The organism is Gordonia sp. (in: high G+C Gram-positive bacteria) (assembly GCF_049299075.1).
Classification (GTDB): domain Bacteria; phylum Actinomycetota; class Actinomycetes; order Mycobacteriales; family Mycobacteriaceae; genus Gordonia.
Map to the genome: position 1 here is coordinate 1 of NZ_JBAQWU010000332.1, position 21,604 is coordinate 21,604.

The window sequence follows — 21,604 nt, forward strand, 5'->3', positions numbered from 1 at the left end:
GGAGCGACACATGTTGTCGCTCCGAGCACCAAAGTCTTTCCGTGACCAGCTAGGCGATCTTTGCCTGTTCCCGGGCCAGCGCGCGTTCGCGGGCGGCCTCAAACTTGCGCACCTTGATGTTCATCTCTTCCAGGAACCCGGCGAGCTTTTCCCGATACATTTCGCCCAGCGGGCCGAAGTCCTCGCGTTCAAAGATCCGCCACTTACGCAGCACCGGCATCACCACTTCTTCCATATGCTGCGGGAGGTCGTAGATTCCGCCCTTGGCGATCAGCACCGCATTGCGGCGGAAGTTCGGCATGGTGGCGCCGGGCATTTGGAAGTTGGCGACGATCCCATAGATCGCGGCCATGGCCTCATCGGGCACCAGGTCCAGGGCCCCGGCCACAATATTCCGGTAGAAGAGCATGTGCAGGTTCTCGTCGGCGGCGACGCGTTGCAGCATCCGGTCGGCGATCGGGTCGCCGCAGGCCTTGCCGGTGTTGCGGTGGCTGACCCGGGTGGCCAGTTCCTGGAAACTGACGTACGTCACCGCGAAGAGCATGTCGTAGCTGTGGTCGCGCTGGCCGTCGTCCTCGGGCAGCGGATTGAACCCGGAGGTCATGTGCGCCATCCGGACTTCTTCGAGTTCCACCGGATCCACGCCGCGGGTCACCACCAGGTAGTCGCGCATCACGACGCTGTGCCGATTCTCCTCGGCGGTCCAGCGTCCGACCCAGAATCCCCACGCATCGTTGAGGCTGAAGTTGTCGGCAATGACGCGGTGGTACGACGGCAAGTTGTCTTCGGTGAGTAGGTTGGTGATCATCGCGGCCTTGGCCGTCTCCGAGAGCTGCGACTGTTCGGGATCCCAGTCGACGCCGCCCAGCATTTTGAAGTTGCGGCCCTCATCCCACGGCACGTAGTCGTGCGGATGCCAGTCCCGCGTCATCTTCATGTGCCGCTCGACCTCGGTCTCGCAGACGGGCAGCAGTTCCCGGAGCAGGTCCGAGCCGCTCATTTTCTTTCCGATCAGAGTGGTCATGATTCCATCCTGGCGGCTGTGACCGGTGGGACTGGAGAGCCCAAGGTCCCGAAACCCCGGGTCACAAGGTCAGGACTTATCCGGGCCCTGAGGTACCGTTCCCCTATGACGAATCAGCCCACGCCGACCGCCGGAAAGCCGATCCGCGTCTTCCTCGTCGACGACCATGAACTGGTTCGCCGCGGTCTCCGCGACCTCCTCGGCACCGCCGCCGACCTGCAGATTGTCGGCGAAGCTGCAACGGTCAAGGAGGCCATTACCGGGATCGGCGCGACCCGCCCCGATGTGGCTGTCCTGGACGTCCGACTGCCCGACGGCAACGGGGTGGAACTGTGTCGCGAGGTGCGCTCGCGCGACGGCGATCTGCGCTGCCTGATGCTGACCAGCTATGCCGACGACGATGCGCTGGTCGCCGCCGTGCTGGCTGGCGCCTCGGGGTTCGTCCTCAAGCAGATCCTCGGCGCCAACCTGATCGCTGCGGTCCGTACCATCGGCCACGGCGGCTCGCTGCTCGACGATCGCAGCACCGCCGCCCTACTGGCCCGGCTGCGCGACGATAAGAAGGAGAAGACCGACCCTCTCGCCGAGCTCACCGGCCAAGAACGCGAGGTCTTCCGGCTCATCGGTGAGGGCCTGACCAACCGGCAGATCGCCGAGCGCATGTTCCTGGCGGAGAAAACCATCAAGAACTACGTCTCGCATATTCTGGCTAAACTCGATATGCAGCGCCGCACCCAGGTCGCCGTGATGGCCACCAAACTGCGTGAACGCTGAGCCGCGCGAGGTGGCCGCGGTGGGTGAGGACCGCCGCCTGGACCTCGAACTGGGTGCCACCGCGGTGTTGGCGATCCTCTTCCTGGTGCTGCGACTGTTGGCCGTGTCCCGCTGGGATTGGCCGACCGTCACCGCCGTCGCCGACACCTTCGATTTCGGCGACACCTTCGCTATCGCCTTCGGCACGATCGCCGAACAGCCTTGGCTGACCGGCGTCTTCACGGCACTGTTGCTTCCGCTGGTCCTGCTGCGCATTCTCTGGCCGCTGCCCGAGCACCGCGGCCAGCTGGCGTTCACCACGCTGCTGGGGGCGCTGGTCCTGGTGACGATCGCGGTGGCGATGACGGTGACCTACGCGAACCCGTGGACGCTGCTGGGAGCCGCCGGCTTCGGCGCCCTCCTCGTCGCCATCCGAGTGTTCGCCCACAACACGCGCCTGCGCCAACTTGCCGACACGCTCACCGGACGGATCGCGCTGATCGCCGGGCTCTGCGTCTTGTTACTGGCAGTGCTCGACGATACGCCGTGGACCATTCGGGAGCAGATCGTCACCGATCGCGATGTCCTCACCGGCTATGTCCTCGAAGAGTCGCCCGGCTTCCTGCACGTGCTCACCGACGACCGGGATGTGCTGATCATCCCGACCGTTGACGTGACCGCGCGCACAGCGCTTGACTAGAGCCATGAGTCAGCCGCGGTCTGATCGCCCCGAATTCCCCGACGACTACGGCCTACCCGCCAGCCGCGACGGTCAGCTGACCTGGGATCAGGTGGAACCCAAACTCGTTGCGGCCAAACACTATTGGCTCGCCTCGGTGCGTCCGGACGGACGCCCGCACAGCGTGCCGCGGTGGGGCGTCTGGGTGGACGGACGCTTCTACTACGACGGCGCGGCGACGACCCGCCATGCCCGCAACGCCGAATTCAACCCACACGTCACGCTCACCCTGGAGAGCGGCACCGACGTGGTGATCATCGAGGGCTGCTCGCGCGCCAACCGTGCCGATGCGGACAGCCTCGGGGTGCGTCTGGCCGATGCCTTCGGCAAGTACCACGCCGACGGCTACTCCCCCGCAGCCGACGCCTGGTCCGGTACCGACGGCGGCGGTCTGCGGGTGATCGTTCCGGAGCGGGCCCTCGCCTGGACATCGTTCCCCACCGACTGCACGCGTTTCCGCTGGCCGGTCAGCTAGTCACCCCGGGTAACGGGACTTCCCAGATCAGCGTGGTGCCCTCACCCTGCGTGGTGTCCACGGTGAAGTTACCGTCGCAGTCGTCTGCACGCCCGGTCAAGTTGTCCAGGCCACGGTAGGAGACGTGGGTTGGGATGCCCGTGCCGTTATCGAAGATTTGGACACTCAGCACATCGTCAGCGACGATCCGGACGCCGATGCTGGTGGCCCCCGAATGCCGGAGTGCATTGCTCAGCCCCTCGCGCAGGACCGCTTCGACATGCGGTGCGAGCACGTGCGGCACCAACGTGTCGACCGGCCCGATGAAGGCCACGCTCGGCACGATCGGTGCGTGTCGCGCCAGTTCGGCGACGACGTCGAGCACCTTGCGGCGCAAGGTGACGGCCGGGCCGTGGATGGACGCGGACTGCAGGTCGAAGATCGAGGTCCGAATCTGCCCAATGGTGGCGTCCAGATCGTCGATCACCTGCGCGACACGGCGGTCGAACTCTTCCGGGGACGCCTGCATCGCCTGCAGCGACATTCCGACGGCGAAGAGCCGTTGGATCACATGGTCGTGCAGGTCGCGGGCGATGCGATGGCGGTCCTCGAGCATTTCCAGATCGCGCGCCAGTTGCTGCTGCTCGGCATAGGCGACCGCGAGCGAGGCGACCCGGGCGACACCGGCCAGCCCGGCCGTCTCCTCGGGCTCCCACGCCGGGCGGTCGACGTGGGTCAGCACGATAGCGCCGAAGGCACCGGGCGCGCGTTGCATGGGCTGCGCCGTCTTCCAGCGTGCACCGCCCCGCATCCAGGTGGCGGCCTGGCCATCAACCTCGGTGACGCTGAACGAGAGTCCGGGCCACGCGATGTCGGCCGGATCCACCGGCGCACCGGTGTGTCCGTGCAGGTGCGGTTCGCCGCCCTCGGCAGTGACGATGAAGACGTCCACGGCGCCGGTCAGCGCGGCGACGTCGGCGCATAGGCCGTCGAGTGTGTCCCGCAACGCCAATCCGGCCATCGGTTCGGATCCCCGGTGCGCCAGAATCTCCATCCACCGGTGCCGGACCCGCTGTTTCTCGTACAGGCGGGCATTGTCGACGGCGATGCCCGCAGCCACCGCGAGCACCGAGACGATCTGCTCGTCCTGCTTCGTGAACTCCGGAACGCCGCCGGCCAGATCGACCGACTGCTTCTCGGTCAGGTAGATGCTGCCGAACAATTCTCCGCGCACGATGATCGGTGCGCCGAGGAACGTGTCCATCGGCGGGTGATGCGGGGGAAAACCGATGGAGGCGGAGTGGTCACCCAGATGCGAGATACGGAGTACCTCCGGATGGTCGAGCAGCTCGCCGAGCACACCGCGCCCCACCGGCAGTCGACCCATCTTGGCACGCACATCGGTGGGAATTCCGGTGTAGACGAAGGCCTGCAGGCCTCGATGTGGACCACGGACGCCGAGTGCACAGTACTGCGCGTCGAGCACCGAGGCAGCCACCTCGGTGATGCGTTGCAGCGACTCGTTCAGGTCCAGTCCCTGCCCCACCAGCAGCACGGCTTCGAGCAGTTCGCGTAGCACCTTGGGGTCGGTGTGCTGGGCGGTCAGCGCATCGAGGGCGGCCGCTAGCGCAGCAGAGCTCTCCGAGGGCCCCGTCCGACCGGCGGCCCGCCGCTGCGCCGTCAGGTCGGCGTAACCCCGATCCGCCTCTTTACCGTCGGTCATCTGCCCTCGCCGCTCGCTGCTGCCCGCACGAATCGGGCGATGGCCGCAGGATATCCCGCCGGGTGCAGGTGCAGGTACGACGCGTGAATTCCACCGACGACGGCCCCGTCCGCATACTTGGCACCGTCCGCGCCAATCCAGCCCCACGCCCGGGCTGGCGAGGTGTGCCAGTCGACGACGCTGCGGTGGAACTCGTGGCCGGTTACCCGCTCCCCGGCGGCGAACAGCGCTGAGTCCGTCAGCGCCACGGCGTCGCGGTAGCCGAGGACCAGTCGCGGCGAGAACTCCCCGGAGCCGTCGAGCGCACCAGCCATCGGGCGACCGTCGAGCGTTCGCTGCAGGTAGAGCAGGCCCGCGCACTCGGCGTGTACCGGGCGTCCGGCCGCCACGTGCACGCGCAGCTCAGTGCGCAAGCGCTCGTTAGCACCGAGGGCGTCGGCGTGTTCTTCCGGGAAACCGCCACCGATCACCACCCCGGCCACCCCGTCCGGAAGTGTGTCGCCGAGCGGATCAAACCCGACCACTTCGGCGCCCGCCGCCGCCAGCAACTCGGCATGTTCGGCATAGGAGAAGGTGAAGGCCGGGCCCCGCGCGACCGCGATCCGGGGGTGGCCGGCCACCGGATCACCCACTTCATCGGCCGGAGACCACGCTGACCCAACGACCGGCCGCGCCGACGCGGCAAGTTCTAGAATCGCCGGAAGGTCCAGTGCCGCACCGACTTTCGCGGCCATGGCAGCGACGGCCTCGACGGCCGCCGTCTCGCGTTCGGCGGCCGGGATGAGGCCGAGGTGCCGCGCGGGCACGCTCATCGCCGGGTCCCGGCGCAGCACGCCGAGGACCGGAAGCCCGGCACGCTCGCACGCCTGCCGCAGCACTTCCTCATGGCGATCAGACCCGACCCGATTGAGGATCACCCCGGCCACTCGGACCGCCGCGGAGTAGCCGACGAAACCCTGCAGCAACGCGGCCAGCGACTGCGAGTGTCCCGCCACGTCCACCACCAACACCACCGGCGCGCCGAGGAGACTCGCGATATGGGCGGTGGAACCCAGCCCCAGCTCATCGGCACCGTCGGTGATTCGCCCGTCGAATAATCCCATCACGCCCTCGACGATCGCGACGTCCGCGCCCGCCGCCCCGGTAGCAAACAACGGCCGGATCCGTTGCTCGCCCACCAGGTTCGGATCTAAATTGCGGCCCGGCCGCCCGGTCGCGAGCGCGTGATAACCGGGATCGATGTAGTCCGGTCCCACCTTGAACGGGGCGACCCGGCGGCCGGCTGCGGTGAGCGCACCCATCAGCCCGGTGGCCACCGTCGTCTTACCACTCCCGGAGCTGGGCGCGGCGATGACAACGGTTGGGATCACCACTCAATACCCTTCTGCCCCTTGCGACCGGCATCCATCGGGTGCTTGATCTTGGTCATCTCGGTCACCAGATCGGCGGCCTCGATCAAGGCCTCCGGGGCGTACCGTCCGGTGATGACGACATGCTGCCGACCCGGGCGCTCACGCAGCACCTGCACCACCTCGTCGACGTCGATCCAGCCCCAGTGCAGGGGGTAAGTGAACTCGTCGAGGACGTAGAAGTCGTGTTCGGCTGCGGTGAGGCGCCGGGCGATCTCGGTCCATCCTGCGCGAGCTGCTTCAGCGTGGTCCTGCTCGGCGTCATTGGTGCGGCGAATCCACGACCAGCCCTGCCCCATCTTGTGCCACTGCACCGGCGCGCCCTGCCCGGTGCGTTCGTGCACCTCGTTCAGGGCGAGTAGCGCGTTCTCTTCGCCTACCTTCCACTTGGCGCTCTTGACGAACTGAAAAACGGCCACATCCAAGCCCGCGTTCCACGCCCGCAGCGCCATCCCGAAGGCGGCCGTCGACTTCCCCTTACCAGGGCCGGTATTGACCGCCAGCACCGGCTGGTTACGACGCTGACGGGTAGTCAGACCGTCGTTCGGGACCGACTCAGGCACTCCTTTAGGCATGCCGCCCAGCCTAGTGCCCGATCAGCCGATCGCGCCGAGACGGGACGCCACACCGGAAACTTCCAGGTCTCCCATCGACGCGTACTGGGCGCCAAGTCGGGCAGCCAGGTCGGTGGCGAGGCCAAGGCGGATGAAGCCCTGTTCGCAGTCGATCACGAGCGACGAGACACCGCGGCGAGCGATGCGGTCGGCGACGGCCGAGGCGCGCTGGGGTGCGTCGGCACCCGCGGTGGCCCGCCCATCGGTGAGGACCACCAGCAGCGGGCGACGGGACGGATCGGTGCGCTCCGCACGCTCGATCACGTCGAACGCCGCCTGGAGCCCTTCGGCCAGGGGCGTCCGACCGCCCGTGCGCACCGCGGCCAGCCGCGACACCGCCAGGTCCACTGATCGGGTCGGCGGCACCGCCACGTACGCGTCCTTGCCGGCCGCGACAATCACCGCTACCCGGTCCCGTCGCGTATAGGAGTCGCGCAGCAGATCCACGCAGGCGGTACGCACCGCCGCCAGGCGCGCCCGAGCGGTCATCGACCCGGACAGGTCCACCACGAAGACAACCAGATTGGATTCGGTCCCGATGCGTTCGGCGCCCCGCAGATCATCGGCCTCGATCGCCGGCAGTCCGTCGCCACCCGATCGGCCAGCGGCCGCGAGCACCGTCGCGAACAAGTGCACCGGAGTCTCGCGCGCGAAATCGATTGCGCGCGAGGTCATCCCGCGGCGACTGCGCGCTTTGGAGCGTCGGCCATCATCACCGTCGCCGAGGCCCGACACCTGGAATGACCGTAGGCGGGTGGCGCTACCGAAACCGGTCGCACCGAACCACGGCCCGGGGGGGTCGTCGGCCGGTGCGTCGTCCGGTGCGTCGACCTCCGCAGAATCCGCGCCGGAGTCGGGGTCATTCCCCGAGTCCGGCTCCGACTCAAAAGGGGGCGGCTCCCCGGGGCTATCCGCGGACGCGGCCTGCTCGCCCTGCTCCATCGCGTCGTCAAGTTCCTCGGCGTCCATACCTGGTTCGTCGAACGGATTGCGGCGGCGACGGTGCGGCAGGGCCAGTTCGACGGCCACCTTCACATCGGCTTCGGTCACTTCCGGCGCACCCCGCCAGGCCGCGTGGGCGGCCGCGGTGCGCGTGACAACGATGTCGCCGCGCAGTCCGTCGACCTCGAGCGCCGCGCAGATCGCTGCAATCCGCCGCAGTTCGGCCATCGGTATACTGATCGCACCGATCGCGTCGCGCGCCGCCGAAATACCTTGTGCCAATTCAGCTTCCGCAGCGGCATACCCCGTCACAAACCCGGTCGGATCGGCGTCGTAGGCCATCCGGGCGGTGACGATCGCGACACGCTCATCCACGTCGCGCGTCCCTGCGACGTCCACCACCAGACCGAACCGGTCCAGCAACTGCGGCCGCAGTTCACCTTCTTCCGGGTTCATGGTTCCGACCAGCACAAAGTCGGCGGACTGCTCGTGCGAGACGCCGTCTCGCTCGATGGTCACTCGACCACTGGCGGCCGCGTCGAGCAGCACGTCGACCAAGTGGTCGGACAGCAGATTGACCTCGTCGATGTACAGCACCCCGCCGTCGGCCTGCGCGAGCAGACCCGGCGTGAAGTGCGCCTGTCCGTCGCGTAGCACCCGCGTCAGATCGAGGGAGCCGATCACCCGGTCCTCGGTGGCGCCGATCGGCAGTTCTACCACGCGCGCCGGGCCCGACAGCACCGGCTGCAAGCCGCGCACGATGGTCGATTTGGCCGTGCCCTTCTCCCCGCGGATCAGCACGCCACCGATCCCCGGCGAGACCGCACACAGAATCAGCGCAAGCTTGAGGCGGTCCTGTCCGACGACCGCGCTGAATGGATACATCACCGCAGCAGACACGGGAGAACCGGACCTTACCCGGCCGCGGTCAGTTGCAGGCTGCGGTTGGTCCAGTCCCAGAGCTGACGGAACAACGCCGGATCGTCGTTGAGCTTCTGGCCGTAGGACGGGATGATCTCGGTGAGCTTCGGGGTCCAGCCGGCGAGGCGGTCGCCGAAGCACTGCGCCAGGACGTTGAGCATGGCTGGCACCGCGGTGGAGGCACCGGGCGAGGCGCCGAGCAGGCCAGCGATGGTGCCGTCCTGCGCCGCGACCACGGCGGTACCAAATTCCAGATTGCCGCCCATACCGTTGGGGTCCTTGCGAATCACCTGGACGCGCTGGCCCGCGGTGATCATCTCCCAGTCGCCACCGGTGGCGCGCGGAATGAATTCCGACAGCGTCTTGACCCGGTCGGCACCGGTGGCCGACAGCTCACCGATCAGGTATTTGAGCAGACCGAATTCCTTCGGCGCAATCGATAGCATCGGGAGCAGGTTGCTCGGCTTCACCGATTTAGGCAGATCCATCACGCCACCGGTCTTCAGGAACTTCGGCGACCAGCCCGCGTACGGGCCGAAGAGCAGCCCCTTCTCGTGGTTGATCACGCGGGTGTCCAGGTGCGGCACCGACATTGGCGGGGCGCCCACAGCGGCCTGCCCGTACACCTTCGCCGAGTGCTCGGCGATCAGATCCGGGTTGGTGCAGCGGAAGAACTCGCCGGAGACGGGGAATCCACCGAAGCCTTTGGCCTCTTTGATACCCGAGCGCTGCAGCAGGTGCAGCGCGCCACCGCCAGCGCCGACGAAGGCAAACTTGGCTTCCACGCGCAGGTCTTCACCGGTGCGCAGATTGCGGATCTTCAGCACCCAGCTGCCGTCGGACTGCTGGGTCAGGTTGCGCACCTCGTGCCCGAAGTACAGGTTGCTGTCGCGGCCCACGTAGTTAAGCAGTTGCTGGGTCAGCGCGCCGAAGTCGACGTCGGTGCCCTCGGTGTACCAGTTCAAGCCGACCGGGTCGCTCCAGTCGCGGCCGGCGGCCATCAACGGCAGGCGCGCGGCGAACTCGGCATCGTCGTCGATGAACTCCATGCCCTCGAAGAGGACGTTGCCGGCCAGCGCCTCCTGGCGCTTACGCAGATAGTCGACGCCAGCCTGGCCGTGGCAGAAGGCGACGTGCGGGATTGGGTTGATGAACTCGTCCGGCGCGCCCAGCAGGCCGTTGTCCACACCGTAGGCCCAGAACTGCCGCGACTGCTGAAACTGCTCGTTGATGCCCAGCGCCTTGGCGGCGTCGATGTTGCCGTCCGCGTCGGCCGGGGTGTAGTTCAGTTCGCACAATGCCGAGTGACCGGTGCCCGCGTTATTCCACGGATCGCTGCTCTCGGCGGCGGCGGCGTCGAGCCGCTCGAAGAGGCTAATGCTCCAGGTGGGCTCCAGCTGCCGGAGCAGGGCACCGAGCGTGGCGCTCATGATTCCGGCGCCGACCAGCGCCACGTCGGTCTTGATCAGCTTCTGCGACATGCGTGCCCACTTCCTCGCCGCTCGACCCAGTCGGCCGAGTCACTGTAGGTCCACCATTCTTCTACATCGCTCGGCCCGCACCCGCATCGGTGCTGTCGAATGTGGGATGGGCGACACGCTGGAAAACAACCTACAGTGGGGTCCGTGAGCGACCTCCCCTCCTCTGATTCGCCCGAAGACCGGGCCCACAACTGGCGGCCGGACCAGTTTCTCGATCACTTCGAGCTACTGACGCTCCCATTGGAGCCAGATCGCGACGCCGAGAATCCGATCAGCGCGACGCTGATCCGCAAGCCCGGTGGCACGCAGGCGCCTCAGCGCGGCGCGGTGCTCTACGTACACGGCTTCACCGACTACTTCTTCCAGGAAGAACTCGCCGAGTTCCTCCACGCGTGCGGTTTCGCGTTCTACGCGCTCGACTTGCGCAAATGCGGCCGTTCGCTGGCCACCCACCATCAACCGCACTACGCCACCGACCTCGCGGTGTACGACGAGGAGCTGGGCCAGGCGCTCGATCTCATCACCGACGAGCTCGCCATCGCCGGCGCACCGCAGCGCGTCGTCGTTGCCGGGCATTCCACCGGCGGCCTGATCACTCCACTGTGGTTGGACCGGTTGCGTGGGACCGACCCGGCGCGGCACTCTCGCATCGCCGGTCTGCTACTCAACTCGCCGTGGCTGGATCTGCAGGGCGAGGCGCTGCTGCGCAGCGGCGCCGCCACCCGTGTGATCAAGGCAGTGGCCGGTCGGCGCCCGAAACTACTGGTCCCCCGGGAACTGTCGTCGGCGTACGGCGAGAGCCTGCACACCGAGGCCAACGGCGAATGGACCTACGATCTCGAGCGCAAACCTCTCGAAGGCTTCCCGGTCACCTTCGGCTGGCTCAATGCGGTCCGCCAGGGCCAGCACCGCATCCACCGCGGGATCGAGGTCGGCGTGCCGGTCCTCGTGCTGCGTTCGGACAAGTCGCGTTTCTCCTCGTCCTACGACGTCGCGGTGGACACCGCGGACTGTGTGCTCAACGTGAAGCAGATCGCCCAATGGGCGTCGTTCCTGGGCAGCCGGGTGCTGTCGGTGGCGATCACCGATGCCCGGCACGACGTCTTCCTGTCCCAACAGCGGCCCCGGGAACGCGCGTATCAGGCGGCCGCCGACTGGCTCGACCACGACGTCGCCCATCACGACATCTGCCCGGCCCCCAAGGAGATTGACGCATGACCGCCAACACCCCGCCGAGCAGACACGTGGACCTGGCGATCATCGGCTCGGGCAGCGCTAATTCCTTGCCCGATGAACGATTCGACGCCGTCTCCATCGCCATCTTCGAGGAGGGCGCCTACGGCGGCACCTGTTTGAACGTCGGCTGTATCCCGACCAAGATGTTCGTCTATGCCGCCGACATCGCCGACGCTGTCGCCGACGCCGACCGCTATCAGGTGAAGGCGACATTCGACGGGGTGCGCTGGCCGGAGCTGGTGGCCCGCGTCTTCCGGCGCAGCGACGCCATCTCGGCAGGTGGCAAGCACTACCGCGTCGACGACTGCCCGAACATCACCGTCTACAGCTCCCATGTGCGCTTCGACGGCCGAGAAGAAGGTCGATACCGGCTGGTGACCACCGCCGGTGAGGTCGTGCTGGCCTCGGAAGTGGTGATTGGTGCCGGGGCGCGGCCAGACGTCCCGGCGGTGATCGCCGACGCCAGCATCCGCTATTACACCAACAACGATGTGATGCGGCTGCCCGCACTACCGCGCCGGATGGCAATCCTCGGCAGCGGCTACATTGCGAGCGAATTCGCCCACGTCTTCGCCTCGCTCGGCGTGGCGGTGACGCTGATCGCGCGCGGCCCGGCACTGCTACGCAAGATGGATGGCGAGATCAGCCGCCGGTTCACCGAGGTCGCGGCACAGAAGTGGGATGTCCGGCTCAACGAAGCGATGACCGACGCCACCGAACTGCCCGATGGCACCGTGCGGCTCGCGTGCGGGGACGGCTCACATCTGGACGTCGACGTGCTGCTGGTGGCCACCGGCCGCACCCCGAACGGCGACCGCCTCAATCTGGACACCATCGGGATCGAGTTGACCGACGACGGCCGGGTGCCCACTGACGCGCACGGCCGCACTCCGGCCCGGGGCGTGTGGGCCCTGGGTGATGTCTGTTCGCCGTACCAGCTCAAACATGTCGCCAATCAGGAGCAGCGCACCGTGCAGGCGAATCTCATCAAGGGCTGGGACGCCCCCGATCTCGACTCGTTCGCGCACCAGTACGTGCCGGCCGGCGTCTTCACGCACCCGCAGATCGCCACCGTGGGCCTCACCGAAGCGTCCGCGCGGGCGGCCGGATACGACATTGCCGTCAAGATCGAGGAGTACGGCGACGTCGCCTACGGCTGGGCGATGGAAGACACAGTGGGCTTCTGCAAAGTGATCGCCGATCGGGCGACCGGCAAGCTGCTCGGCGTGCACATCATGGGCGAGCAGGCCACGTCGATCATCCAGCCCATTATCGGGGCGATGACCTTCGGTATCGGCGCTCACCAGCTGGCCCGCGGCCAGTATTGGATCCACCCGGCGCTGACCGAGGTGCTCGAGAACGCCCTGCTGGGCCTGGATCTAGACTGATCTGGTGATGGATCGACAGCAGGTGCGCACCTGGTTCGGCGAAGCCACCACCGGTTTCACCGACACGGTCGGGCAGATCACCCCGGACCGGCTCGACGACCCGGCGCTGGGTGACTGGTCGATTCGTGCCCTGCTCGGTCACACCACCCGCGCTTTCCTCACCATCGAGAACTATCTGGCGCCAGGTCCCGAGCTGCGAACCGACGAGCAATTCCTCGGTCCCGTCGGCTACTTCCGGGCAGCGTTGGCGTCGATCGGCGATCCAGCCGAAGTGTCCGCGCGCGGGGTGGCCGCCGGTGACGCATTGGGCGCGGAGCCGCTCGAGGCAGCCCTGGCCGTCGCCGCGCGGGTCACCGCCTTGGTCGAGGCCACCGACGATGATGCCACCGTGCAGTCGCCGGTCGGCCCGCTGCGCCTGATCGACTACTTATCGACCCGGGCCTTCGAACTCACCGTGCACTCGCTGGACCTGGCCCAGGCGATCGGGGCCGAGCCAGGACCGGACCTGGAGCGCGCCGCCCGGCCGGCGATCGAGCTCGCCGCTGCGCTGGCTGAACCTGAGGATGCGGTCCACGTGTTGCGCGCCATCACCGGCCGCGGCGGCCTGGCCGAGGTGTTCACCGTTCTCGACGGCTGAACCGGGGTCAGCGTTTCGGGCATTCGGAGACGGCGGGCTTGCCTTGAAGCCGATCATCCAGCCACAACACGGCTTCGGGATAGCCGGTGAGCATAGCGGTCACGTGCTCACCAAGAACGTCCCGGTACACCGCGTTGGCGCCAAGCCGACACTGCTCGTGGAACAGGTTCCGCGCCCCGAGCGCCGGAATCCAGAACTCTTGGGCGCCGTTGAAGATGTACAGCGGGATCTCCGCCTTCTTATCGGCCATTTTGGTGGCCCGATAGACCTCGTAGGCGAGCGGCGAGTGGAACGGATCGGGGTCATTGGACAGCAACTGCATCGGCATGAAGGTGCCGCCGGCGGCTCCCGCCGGAACGACGCAGACGTTCTTCAGCGGCGAGGTGGCGATCCATTGTGCCGGGTTGTTCACCATCGTGAGGAGCTCCGGCCGTTCCCGCGCAATCCCGAAGGTGGCCGCATGAAACAGTCCGGTGGCCAGGTTCGCGTTCATCGAACCGACCAGCAACTGGAAGTCCGCCGGTACCCCGCCGAGTGCGGCTCCGGCCATCCGCGGAGCGAGTTCGGGCGCGTACGAGCCGATCAGTTTGGTGGCGCCATTCGTCGCGATGGCCCCGCCGGAATAGCCGAACATACCGATGCGGCCCGCACCGAAGCGCTGGTGATCCAGGGCTGCCGCCGCGCGCAACGAATCGAGGACGATGTGCCCGGCGGTCGTCGGCTCCCCGTACGCTTGTCGCGGTCCTTGATGATCGGGCACGATTACCGTGTAGCCGCGCGCCAGCGCGAGCTGCGTAGACGGCGGAATGAAGTCGGTGGCGCCGGTGGCAATACTGAGGCCGTGGGCCAGCGTCTGCCCGGGAGTGCACGCCGCACCGAGCGAATCGATCGGCAGATTGTTGACCAAGATCGGGCGCGCACCGCTACCGGTCCAGGGGGCTTGCGGCTCCAGAATGGTGGCCGTGCCGTACGACGGTAAGCCCTTCGCATCCCGGGTCGCGAACTTCACTTGGCGGGCCCGCGTGATCGGTGCGGTGACCAGCAGCCCGGCTGGCCAGGTCACGTCGCGCTGGGCCAGCAGCTCGCCGGGTGCGCGCCGGTCCAGGTCAGCCGCCCAGTAGTCGAAGAACGGGTCGCCAGTGGGATCGGGCAGCACCGCCTCGCGCAACTCTTGCATGCGGTGGCTCATTCCCGGGGTGCGCGCCCGCCGCGGGATCGTCTGGTGTCGAGGAAAGGGCGCTGGCGGCACGATCGCGTCGATCGCGTCGGTGATCCCTTGTGGAATCGGGCCCATATTGAACGGCTCGTTGGGCAGCGGATCGGCGGTGACGGGCGAGGCCAGTCCGATAGTCAGGAGGGCAGTGACCGCCAGAATTGTGCCGATCAGAGGTCCCCGCGGTGTGCGCATCGCTGCCCTATCCGAACTGTCCAGCGCCCCGACGACCCCGGCCTGAGAGCCAGTATCACCCGAGCGGCCAGACTCCTGAGGCCTTTTGGGTAGTCCAGTGCGGGGTCAGTAGAGTGCCGAGCGCAACGCGATCTCGCTGGCGACCGCTTCGGGAGCGTTCTGTGGCACCCAGTGGTCTACCCCGTGCACTTCGGAGAAGCGGTAGTCACCGTAGACGAAGCGACCGCTGAGTTCGGCCTGGGCCCGGCCCAGCGCGGTATCGGCATCGCTCCACAGCATCGTCGTCGGGATCTCCACCGGTGGGCACGCCAAGGCGCTGGCGACGTCACCGGTGAAGTTCGCGCGGTACCAGTTCAGCGGACCAGTCATTGCCCCGGGCTCCAGGATCGGGGCGAGCTCGTCGGGACGGACCCCGGCCCGGCGCAACAGCACGCCGTCGCGCCCGGCGAGCGTCTCCTCGGCCCCCTCAGTGACGAAGTCTTTGATGTACGCCGAGCGGCTGCGCTGGTCGTCACTCTCGCGCAGCGCCGCAGCCATCGCCGACGGATGTCCGGTGCTGACGGCCACCAGCCCGGTGAAGTGATCGGGGTGCTTGGCGGCCAGATGCCAGGCGACGATGCCACCCCAGTCGTGGCCGACCAACATCGAATACGCGATGTTGAGGTGTCCGAGGACACCGAGGACGTCGTCGACCAACTGGTCCAGCCGGTAGTCTCCGACGTCGTCGGGCCGGGCGCCGGGCGAGTAGCCGCGCTGATCGATGGTCATGGTGCGCAGCCCGGCCTCGTGGACCCGCGGGAGCACGGCATCCCAGCACATCGAGTTGACCGGGAATCCGTGAAGCAACACCACCCACGGACCGCGGGCGGGGCCACTGCGATGGACGTCGAAAGTCAGTCCGTTGTGCTCTACTTTGAGGTGCTCGAATTCCACGACAGCAAGCTTAGGATGCCGGGCAGCTGTGGGGGGCCTTCGGTCAGCAACCGTTGCACAGCCGACATGTCCAGGTGGGCGTCCACCAGATCACCCAGCACGTCCAATTGCGACTCGCGCACCTGCCCCACACTCAGTCCGGGCACCGGGGTGAAGCCGGATTTTCCGGCCGCTGCGGCAACCTCGGTGAGAAAGTCGCGCCGGAAGTCGTCACTCTCCAGCAGTCCGTGGCAGTGCGTGCCGTAGACGGCATCGCGGCGCACACCTTCCGGACCAGTCTGGTCGTCGCACAGCCACGACCGCTCCCCCGAGGCCGTCACGCGCCCGTGATGAATCTCGTAGCCGCGCAACAGATTTCGGCCATCGTTGCCGGAAAAGTGCCGCAATGTCTTATCGCGATGAAAGGCCACGCGGATGTCGAGCAGCCCCAGCCCGTCGACGAGTCCGATACCCGATTCGATGTCGTCGTCGATCTCGTGCCCGAGCATCTGGAAACCGCCGCAGATACCGAGGATCGGCAGCCCACGGGTGGCCCGCTCAGTCAGCGCGGCGTCCAGCCCACGCGCACGCAGCCAACGCAGATCGTCCACAGTCGCCCGGGTGCCCGGCAACACTGCCAGGTCCGCGGAGAGCACTGCGGCAGGATCGTCGACCCACGTCACGTCCACGCCAGGTTCGCACGCAAGGGCTTCCACATCGGTGCTATTGGAGACGCGCGGCAGCCGGATCGCCGCCACGACCAGCCGAGACCCGGATCCAGACGCCGGCGGGCCGCCGACCCGCCTGCCGACCGGGCTGGCCAGCGAGTCTTCCGCGTCGATCCATACATCGGGGCTGAACGGCAGCACGCCCAGCGTCGCGCGCCCGGTGCGCTCGCGCAGCATGTCCAGGCCGGGAGCGAGAATCGCCGGATCACCGCGGAACTTATTGATCACGTACCCCGATACCAGCGCCTGATCTGCGGGATCGAGCACCGCGGTGCTACCGAACAGTCCGGCCAGGGCGCCGCCGCGATCAATATCGGCCACCACCAGCACCGGAAGATTTGCGCGACGCGCCAGCCCCATGTTGGCCAAGTCGTTCGACCGGAGGTTGATCTCGGCGATCGACCCGGCGCCCTCGCAGATCACCACGTCGAACTCGCTGCGGAGGGCCGCCAACTCGTCCTGCACCACGCCGATCAGCCGGGACCGCCAGTGCTGATAGTCCCCCGCGCCCACCTCCCCGACCACGCGACCGCGCACCACTACTTGAGATCGCCGGTCACTTCCCGGTTTGAGTAATACCGGGTTGAAGCGCGTATCTGGCTCCACACCGCACGCCGCCGCCTGCATCGCTTGCGCCCGGCCGATCTCGCCGCCGTCGAGCGTCACCGCGGAGTTATTCGACATGTTCTGCGCCTTGAACGGCGCCACCGACACCCCCCGCCGCCGCAGCGACCGGCACAAACCCGCCACCAACAGGCTCTTCCCCGCATCACTGGAGGTCCCGCCGACCAGCAGCGCTCCGCGAATCCCCGTCACCGGGCCACCCTATCAGCGCAAATTGCGGTGCCCTTCGGGTGGCAAATCGGTATGTTCGGAGGCTATGGGACGGATCATCACGCGACGGCCCGTGACACGCGTTCACCGTGGCTCGGCCCCCGTCCGCCGCGCCGATGCGATAGCCGTCGAGGAGCCCCTGGAGATCCGAATCGCGGGCCGACCGCTCACGGTGACGATGCGCACCCCCGGACACGATGTGGAACTCACCGCTGGCTTCCTGTTGTCCGAGGGCATCGTCGCTGCGCGCACCGATATCGTGGCCGCTCGCTACTGCGCCGGTGCCACGGTCACCGGCCCCGACGGTCATGCCGAAAACTCGTACAACGTGCTCGACGTCACACTCGCCGCGGGCATACCCCTGCGAGCCCCCTCACGCTCGTTCGCTATCTCCAGTGCGTGCGGAGTATGCGGCAAGACCAGCATCGATCAGATTCAGACGCAGTCGTCGTTTGATCCCGCACCCGATCCGGCGACGGTGAGCGCGGACGTTCTCCTCGACCTGCCCGACCGGCTGCGCACCCAGCAGTCGGCGTTCGACAAGACCGGCGGAATGCACGCGGCCGCCCTCTTCGATGCGCACAACGGCGAGGCCCTGGTGGTGCGCGAAGACGTCGGTCGGCACAACGCCGTCGACAAGGTCCTCGGCTGGGCCCTCAACGCCGATGCCCTCCCGTTACGACACACGATTCTGCAAGTGTCCAGCCGCGCCAGTTTCGAGGTGGTCCAGAAGGCGGCGATGGCCGGAGTGCCCATCCTGTCGGCTGTCTCGGCACCGTCGTCGCTGGCGGTCGACCTGGCCACGGCCCGCGGCATCACGCTCGCCGGCTTTGTGCGCGGCGATTCGCTGGTCCTGTACTCGCGACCCGACCGGATCGTCGTTCCCCGCGCCGCCGACACTCCCTGATACCGATGGCCGCTCCGCAGACGCCAGCGGGATACCATCGCTTCCCGGAGGGAAAGGCGGTGATCGGCAGATGTCTGGTCCGGTGCCCGGTCGGCCATTTGCCGGCTACGAGGTGGCCCGCATGCTCGGCAAAGGCGGCATGGGCAGCGTGTACCTCGTCCGTAATCCCCACCTGGACCGGAGCGAAGCCCTCAAGGTGCTGGCCGTGGATGCCGACGGCAGCTTCGCGGAGCGGTTCGCTACCGAAGCGCGAACCGTGGCCAAGCTCGACCACCCGGGCATCGTCACCGTCTACCACCACGGCATCACCGACGGCGTCCCCTGGTTCACCATGCAGTACCTCGACGGCACGGATCTCAGCAACCAGAAACTCCCGCTGCGCGAGGTGACCACCATTGCCGCGCAGGCCGGCGCGGCGCTCGACTACGCGCACGCCCGCCATGTGGTGCACCGCGATATCAAACCGGCAAACCTGATGGTGCGCCGCGATTCCCGGGGCAACGTCGAACGCGTCACCGTCCTCGATTTCGGCATCGCACGCCTCGCCGGATCGACATCGTTGACCGGTGTCGACTCCTTCATCGGCACCCTCACCTACTCGGCGCCCGAATCGGTCACCGGCGACCGGGACAATCCGGCCAGCGACCAGTACGCACTGGCCTGCACCGCGTACGAGCTCCTGACCGGACGGCCGCCGTTCGTCGGGCTGCCCGCTGCCGCGCTGCTGAACGCCCAGTTGTCCACACCAGCCCCACCCATCGGCAGCATCGCGAGTCAGTATGCGCACCTGAACGCCGTGTTCGCCCGGGCGCTGGCCAAGGATCCGGCGCATCGCTACCGCTCGTGCCGGGCCTTCGCCGAGGCGCTCGCCAGCGGCGGATCCGGTACCGATTTCCGGCCACCGCCGAGGGTCAGGCCACCGGTCACACTGCCGCGTACTGCCACGCAACCGTCGGCCCCACAATCTGCCCCGCACCCGTATCCGGCACCCGTTTCGGTTTCCACCCCGGCATCGGCCCCGGTGGCCGCTGCCGCGAACCGCGGCATCGGCTCCACGATGACCCTCGCCTTGTCGACGCTCACGATCCTGATCGGGCTCGGCGTGATCGCCGCCGTCGTGGTCATCGCTCAGCAACCCGGCCAGAAGACCGCGGCCGCCACCACGACTGCCGCCGACCAGGCCAGCGGCGCGGCCCCGACCACCGACGGCGAAGCCCCGCCCGCCAACGGCCTGACCTGGGGTCTGGTCGTCAGCCCACAAGGCCGGGTGATCAAGTTCGCCAACCACCCGGACGAGGCTGCCATGCTGAACGCGGCCGCGGGCTACGGCTTCACCCGAGGTACCTGGGGTCATGCGGCCTTCTCGTCCGGATGTGCCGCGGTGGCGCACGTCAGCGCCAACGATTCCGGCGCGGCCTACTACATCGCGCATGCCGCCGACCGCGCGAGCGCCTCCTCCGAAGCCATCAATAGGTCGACGCAGGGCACCGGCCGCCCCAGCACGGCGGTCGACACGCTCTGCGTCGGCGACTCCTTCGACTGAATCGCCGCGAACAGCGCCTGCGCGACGTCAGGCGTCCGGCAGTGTCAAGACCTCAGCGCCGGCGTCAGTAACCACCAGTGTGTGCTCGAACTGCGCGGTCCACTGACCGTCCGCGGTCACCACGGTCCAGTCATCGTCCCACTGATCCCACGCCAGTCCGCCAAGATTGATCATCGGTTCGATGGTGAAGACCATGCCCGGTTCGAGGATCGTGTCGACCGACGGCTGATCGTAATGCAGGACGATGAGTCCGTTGTGAAAAGTCTCGCCGATACCGTGCCCGGTGAAGTCCCGCACCACGCTGTAGCCGAACCGGTGGGCGTAGGACTCGATCACCCGGCCGATGACATTCAGTTCGCGTCCGGGCTTGACAGCTTTGATGGCCCGCTCGGTGGCGATCCGGGTCCGCTCGACGAGATCGCGGTGTTCCGGAGTGACGTCACCGGCCAGGAAAGTCGCGTTGGTGTCGCCGTGCACGCCGTCGATAAAGGCGGTGACGTCGATGTTCACGATGTCACCGTCCGCGATCACCGTGGAATCCGGGATACCGTGGCAGATCACCTCGTTGAGCGAGGTACAGCACGACTTCGGAAAACCCCGGTAGCCCAGCGTCGACGGGTAGGCGCCGTGGTCGATCATGTACTCGTGGGCGATGCGGTCGAGGGCATCGGTGGTCACGCCCGGCGCCACGGCGCGGCCAGCCTCGGCGAGCGCATTCGCCGCGATTTTGCAGGCGAGACGCATTTTCTCGATCGTTTCGGGGGTCTGGACCCACGGCTCGTTGCCCTCCTGCGCGGTGGGCTTGCCCACATACTCGGGCCGGACGATGGCGTCGGGAACCGCCAGAATCGGGGAAACACGGCCTGGTCGAAGCGGAGCACGAACGGTCATGCCGACTATTCTACGGCCCGCCCGGCCGGGTGCGAACCAGCCCGGGACAGTCGGTAAGGTAGTCCTAAGCCACCCGCGCAGCACTGAGCCAGCTGCCGCCCGAGAAGAGAAGTGACACCTGTGACCGCAGTCCGCCGCCCGCGCCGCCGCGGACCGCTCACCATGGTGGGCACCCTGCTCCTCGCCGTACTGCTGACGGCGTGCATGACCGCCCCGATCGACGTCGCCGCGGTGGGCGGCGCGACCGACTCCCCGCTGCGCGACGGCCCCCGGATCGCCACGATCACCCACGACGAGCCGATCCCCGTCGAGCAGCACCCGGCCGCCGGCCCCCAGGCTGACCGGATCATCGCTCTGGACCGGAACGGGACGTTGGGTGCCATTGTGTACGCGCTCGGCCTCGGACCGAACGTCGTCGGCCGCGACCGATCCACCACGTTCGCCGCGGCACTGCCGCTGCCTGAAGTGACCGACGCCGGCCATGCCGTCAACTTCGAGAAGGTGCTCGCACAGAGCCCTTCGATTGTGCTGGCCAGTGCCGATGCCACGCCCGTCGGCGTGCTGAACCAGTTGCGCGAAGCCCGGATCAACGTCGTTGAGTTCACCGGCGAACGCAGCGTCGCCGGAGCCCCCGACCTCATTCGCGCGGTCGCCACTGCACTCGGCGCACCCGTGGCAGGAGAAAAGTTGGTCACCCGGACCGCCGGCGAGATCGCCGCCGCGCAGGCCGCACTCCCCACCCCGACCGGCGATCCGGTGATCGCGTTCCTCTACATCCGCGGTGATCGGCTGATTCTGCTGGCCGGACCGCAGTCCGGTGCCGACGACCTGATCGGGGCGCTCGGCGGGCGCGACGCCGGAACCGCATCGGGGCTCACCGCCGCGTTCACCACAATGAGCACGGAGTCGCTGATGCGCGCCGATCCGGACGTGATCCTGGTGATGACCCAGGGTGCCGAATCGGTCGGCGGCCTGGACCGGGTGGCGCAACTGCCCGCGGTAGCCGGCACCAAAGCCGGGCGTGCCGGGCGAATCATCGCGATGGACGAGACCGAGATCC

Annotated in this window: 19 protein-coding genes; 9 read left to right on the forward strand and 10 right to left on the reverse strand. The window is 67.6% G+C overall.

Going from position 1 to position 21,604, the window contains the following annotated elements:
* Positions 1 to 49: 49 nt before the first annotated feature.
* Positions 50 to 1,024 carry an acyl-ACP desaturase gene (locus tag WAW85_RS10380; protein WP_422559535.1) on the reverse strand — a complete coding sequence of 325 codons (975 nt, stop codon included), beginning with the start codon at positions 1,022 to 1,024 and terminating at the stop codon, positions 50 to 52.
* Positions 1,025 to 1,129: 105 nt separating this feature from the next.
* On the opposite strand from WAW85_RS10380, the gene WAW85_RS10385 reads away from it, so the two are divergent.
* The 3 genes from WAW85_RS10385 to WAW85_RS10395 are packed head-to-tail and all read left to right on the forward strand — an operon-like array spanning position 1,130 to position 2,991.
* Positions 1,130 to 1,798, forward strand: coding sequence for a response regulator (locus WAW85_RS10385; RefSeq protein WP_422559536.1), 669 nt, complete (start codon positions 1,130 to 1,132; stop codon positions 1,796 to 1,798).
* Positions 1,788 to 2,477 (forward strand): hypothetical protein, encoded by a 690-nt coding sequence (locus WAW85_RS10390; protein ID WP_422559537.1) that lies wholly within the window; start codon positions 1,788 to 1,790, stop codon positions 2,475 to 2,477. Before WAW85_RS10385 ends, WAW85_RS10390 begins: the two co-directional genes overlap by 11 nt.
* A 4-nt stretch (positions 2,478 to 2,481) precedes the next feature.
* Positions 2,482 to 2,991: a pyridoxamine 5'-phosphate oxidase family protein gene (locus WAW85_RS10395; RefSeq protein WP_422559538.1), complete on the forward strand. Its 510-nt coding sequence runs from the start codon at positions 2,482 to 2,484 to the stop codon at positions 2,989 to 2,991.
* On the opposite strand, the gene WAW85_RS10400 is transcribed toward WAW85_RS10395, so the two are convergent.
* From WAW85_RS10400 to mqo, 5 genes are read right to left on the reverse strand one after another with little or no spacing between them, the layout of a single operon-like run.
* Positions 2,984 to 4,693, reverse strand: coding sequence for a GAF domain-containing protein (locus WAW85_RS10400; RefSeq protein ID WP_422559539.1), 1,710 nt, complete (start codon positions 4,691 to 4,693; stop codon positions 2,984 to 2,986). The two genes, WAW85_RS10395 and WAW85_RS10400, sit on opposite strands and share 8 nt — an antisense overlap.
* A complete protein-coding gene (locus WAW85_RS10405) occupies positions 4,690 to 6,066 on the reverse strand; it encodes a cobyrinate a,c-diamide synthase (RefSeq protein ID WP_422559540.1) in 1,377 nt (458 codons plus the stop codon). The genes WAW85_RS10400 and WAW85_RS10405 overlap by 4 nt, the downstream gene beginning before the upstream one ends.
* Entirely contained in the window at positions 6,060 to 6,677 is a 618-nt protein-coding gene (gene cobO, locus WAW85_RS10410) for a cob(I)yrinic acid a,c-diamide adenosyltransferase (RefSeq protein ID WP_422559541.1), read from the reverse strand. Before cobO ends, WAW85_RS10405 begins: the two co-directional genes overlap by 7 nt.
* Positions 6,678 to 6,698: 21 nt before the next feature.
* The gene (locus WAW85_RS10415) at positions 6,699 to 8,543 is read right to left on the reverse strand and encodes a VWA domain-containing protein (RefSeq protein WP_422559542.1); all 1,845 of its coding nucleotides are present in this window, start codon (positions 8,541 to 8,543) and stop codon (positions 6,699 to 6,701) included.
* Positions 8,544 to 8,572: 29 nt separating this feature from the next.
* Positions 8,573 to 10,060, reverse strand: coding sequence for a malate dehydrogenase (quinone) (gene mqo / locus WAW85_RS10420; protein ID WP_422559543.1), 1,488 nt, complete (start codon positions 10,058 to 10,060; stop codon positions 8,573 to 8,575).
* 99 nt (positions 10,061 to 10,159) lie between these two features.
* On the opposite strand from mqo, the gene WAW85_RS10425 reads away from it, so the two are divergent.
* From WAW85_RS10425 to WAW85_RS10435, 3 genes are read left to right on the forward strand one after another with little or no spacing between them, the layout of a single operon-like run.
* On the forward strand, positions 10,160 to 11,278 hold the full coding sequence (locus WAW85_RS10425; RefSeq protein ID WP_422559544.1) for an alpha/beta hydrolase: 1,119 nt from the start codon (positions 10,160 to 10,162) through the stop codon (positions 11,276 to 11,278).
* Positions 11,275 to 12,684, forward strand: coding sequence for a mycothione reductase (gene mtr, locus WAW85_RS10430; RefSeq protein WP_422559545.1), 1,410 nt, complete (start codon positions 11,275 to 11,277; stop codon positions 12,682 to 12,684). Before WAW85_RS10425 ends, mtr begins: the two co-directional genes overlap by 4 nt.
* Before the next feature lie 7 nt (positions 12,685 to 12,691).
* Positions 12,692 to 13,321 carry a maleylpyruvate isomerase family mycothiol-dependent enzyme gene (locus tag WAW85_RS10435; RefSeq protein WP_422559553.1) on the forward strand — a complete coding sequence of 210 codons (630 nt, stop codon included), beginning with the start codon at positions 12,692 to 12,694 and terminating at the stop codon, positions 13,319 to 13,321.
* A gap of 7 nt (positions 13,322 to 13,328) precedes the next feature.
* Here the strand turns inward: WAW85_RS10435 and WAW85_RS10440 are convergent, their stop codons facing one another.
* The 3 genes from WAW85_RS10440 to WAW85_RS10450 form a co-directional block, all read right to left on the reverse strand.
* Positions 13,329 to 14,729 (reverse strand): lipase family protein, encoded by a 1,401-nt coding sequence (locus WAW85_RS10440; RefSeq protein WP_422559546.1) that lies wholly within the window; start codon positions 14,727 to 14,729, stop codon positions 13,329 to 13,331.
* Positions 14,730 to 14,834: 105 nt separating this feature from the next.
* Positions 14,835 to 15,662: an alpha/beta fold hydrolase gene (locus tag WAW85_RS10445; protein ID WP_422559547.1), complete on the reverse strand. Its 828-nt coding sequence runs from the start codon at positions 15,660 to 15,662 to the stop codon at positions 14,835 to 14,837.
* Positions 15,638 to 17,185 (reverse strand): cobyric acid synthase, encoded by a 1,548-nt coding sequence (locus tag WAW85_RS10450; RefSeq protein WP_422559548.1) that lies wholly within the window; start codon positions 17,183 to 17,185, stop codon positions 15,638 to 15,640. The genes WAW85_RS10445 and WAW85_RS10450 overlap by 25 nt, the downstream gene beginning before the upstream one ends.
* A gap of 64 nt (positions 17,186 to 17,249) precedes the next feature.
* Here WAW85_RS10450 and fdhD point away from each other — a divergent pair, with 64 nt between their 5' ends.
* Positions 17,250 to 18,110, forward strand: coding sequence for a formate dehydrogenase accessory sulfurtransferase FdhD (gene fdhD, locus WAW85_RS10455; RefSeq protein ID WP_422559549.1), 861 nt, complete (start codon positions 17,250 to 17,252; stop codon positions 18,108 to 18,110).
* Positions 18,111 to 18,180: 70 nt separating this feature from the next.
* On the forward strand, positions 18,181 to 19,653 hold the full coding sequence (locus tag WAW85_RS10460) for a serine/threonine-protein kinase (protein ID WP_422559550.1): 1,473 nt from the start codon (positions 18,181 to 18,183) through the stop codon (positions 19,651 to 19,653).
* Positions 19,654 to 19,680: 27 nt separating this feature from the next.
* Here the strand turns inward: WAW85_RS10460 and map are convergent, their stop codons facing one another.
* Positions 19,681 to 20,544 (reverse strand): type I methionyl aminopeptidase, encoded by an 864-nt coding sequence (map, locus tag WAW85_RS10465; RefSeq protein ID WP_422559551.1) that lies wholly within the window; start codon positions 20,542 to 20,544, stop codon positions 19,681 to 19,683.
* Positions 20,545 to 20,664: 120 nt separating this feature from the next.
* Between map and WAW85_RS10470 the strand changes: the two genes are divergently transcribed.
* Positions 20,665 to 21,604 (forward strand): heme/hemin ABC transporter substrate-binding protein (locus tag WAW85_RS10470; RefSeq protein WP_422559552.1); only part of this gene is annotated, 940 nt, incomplete at its 3' end.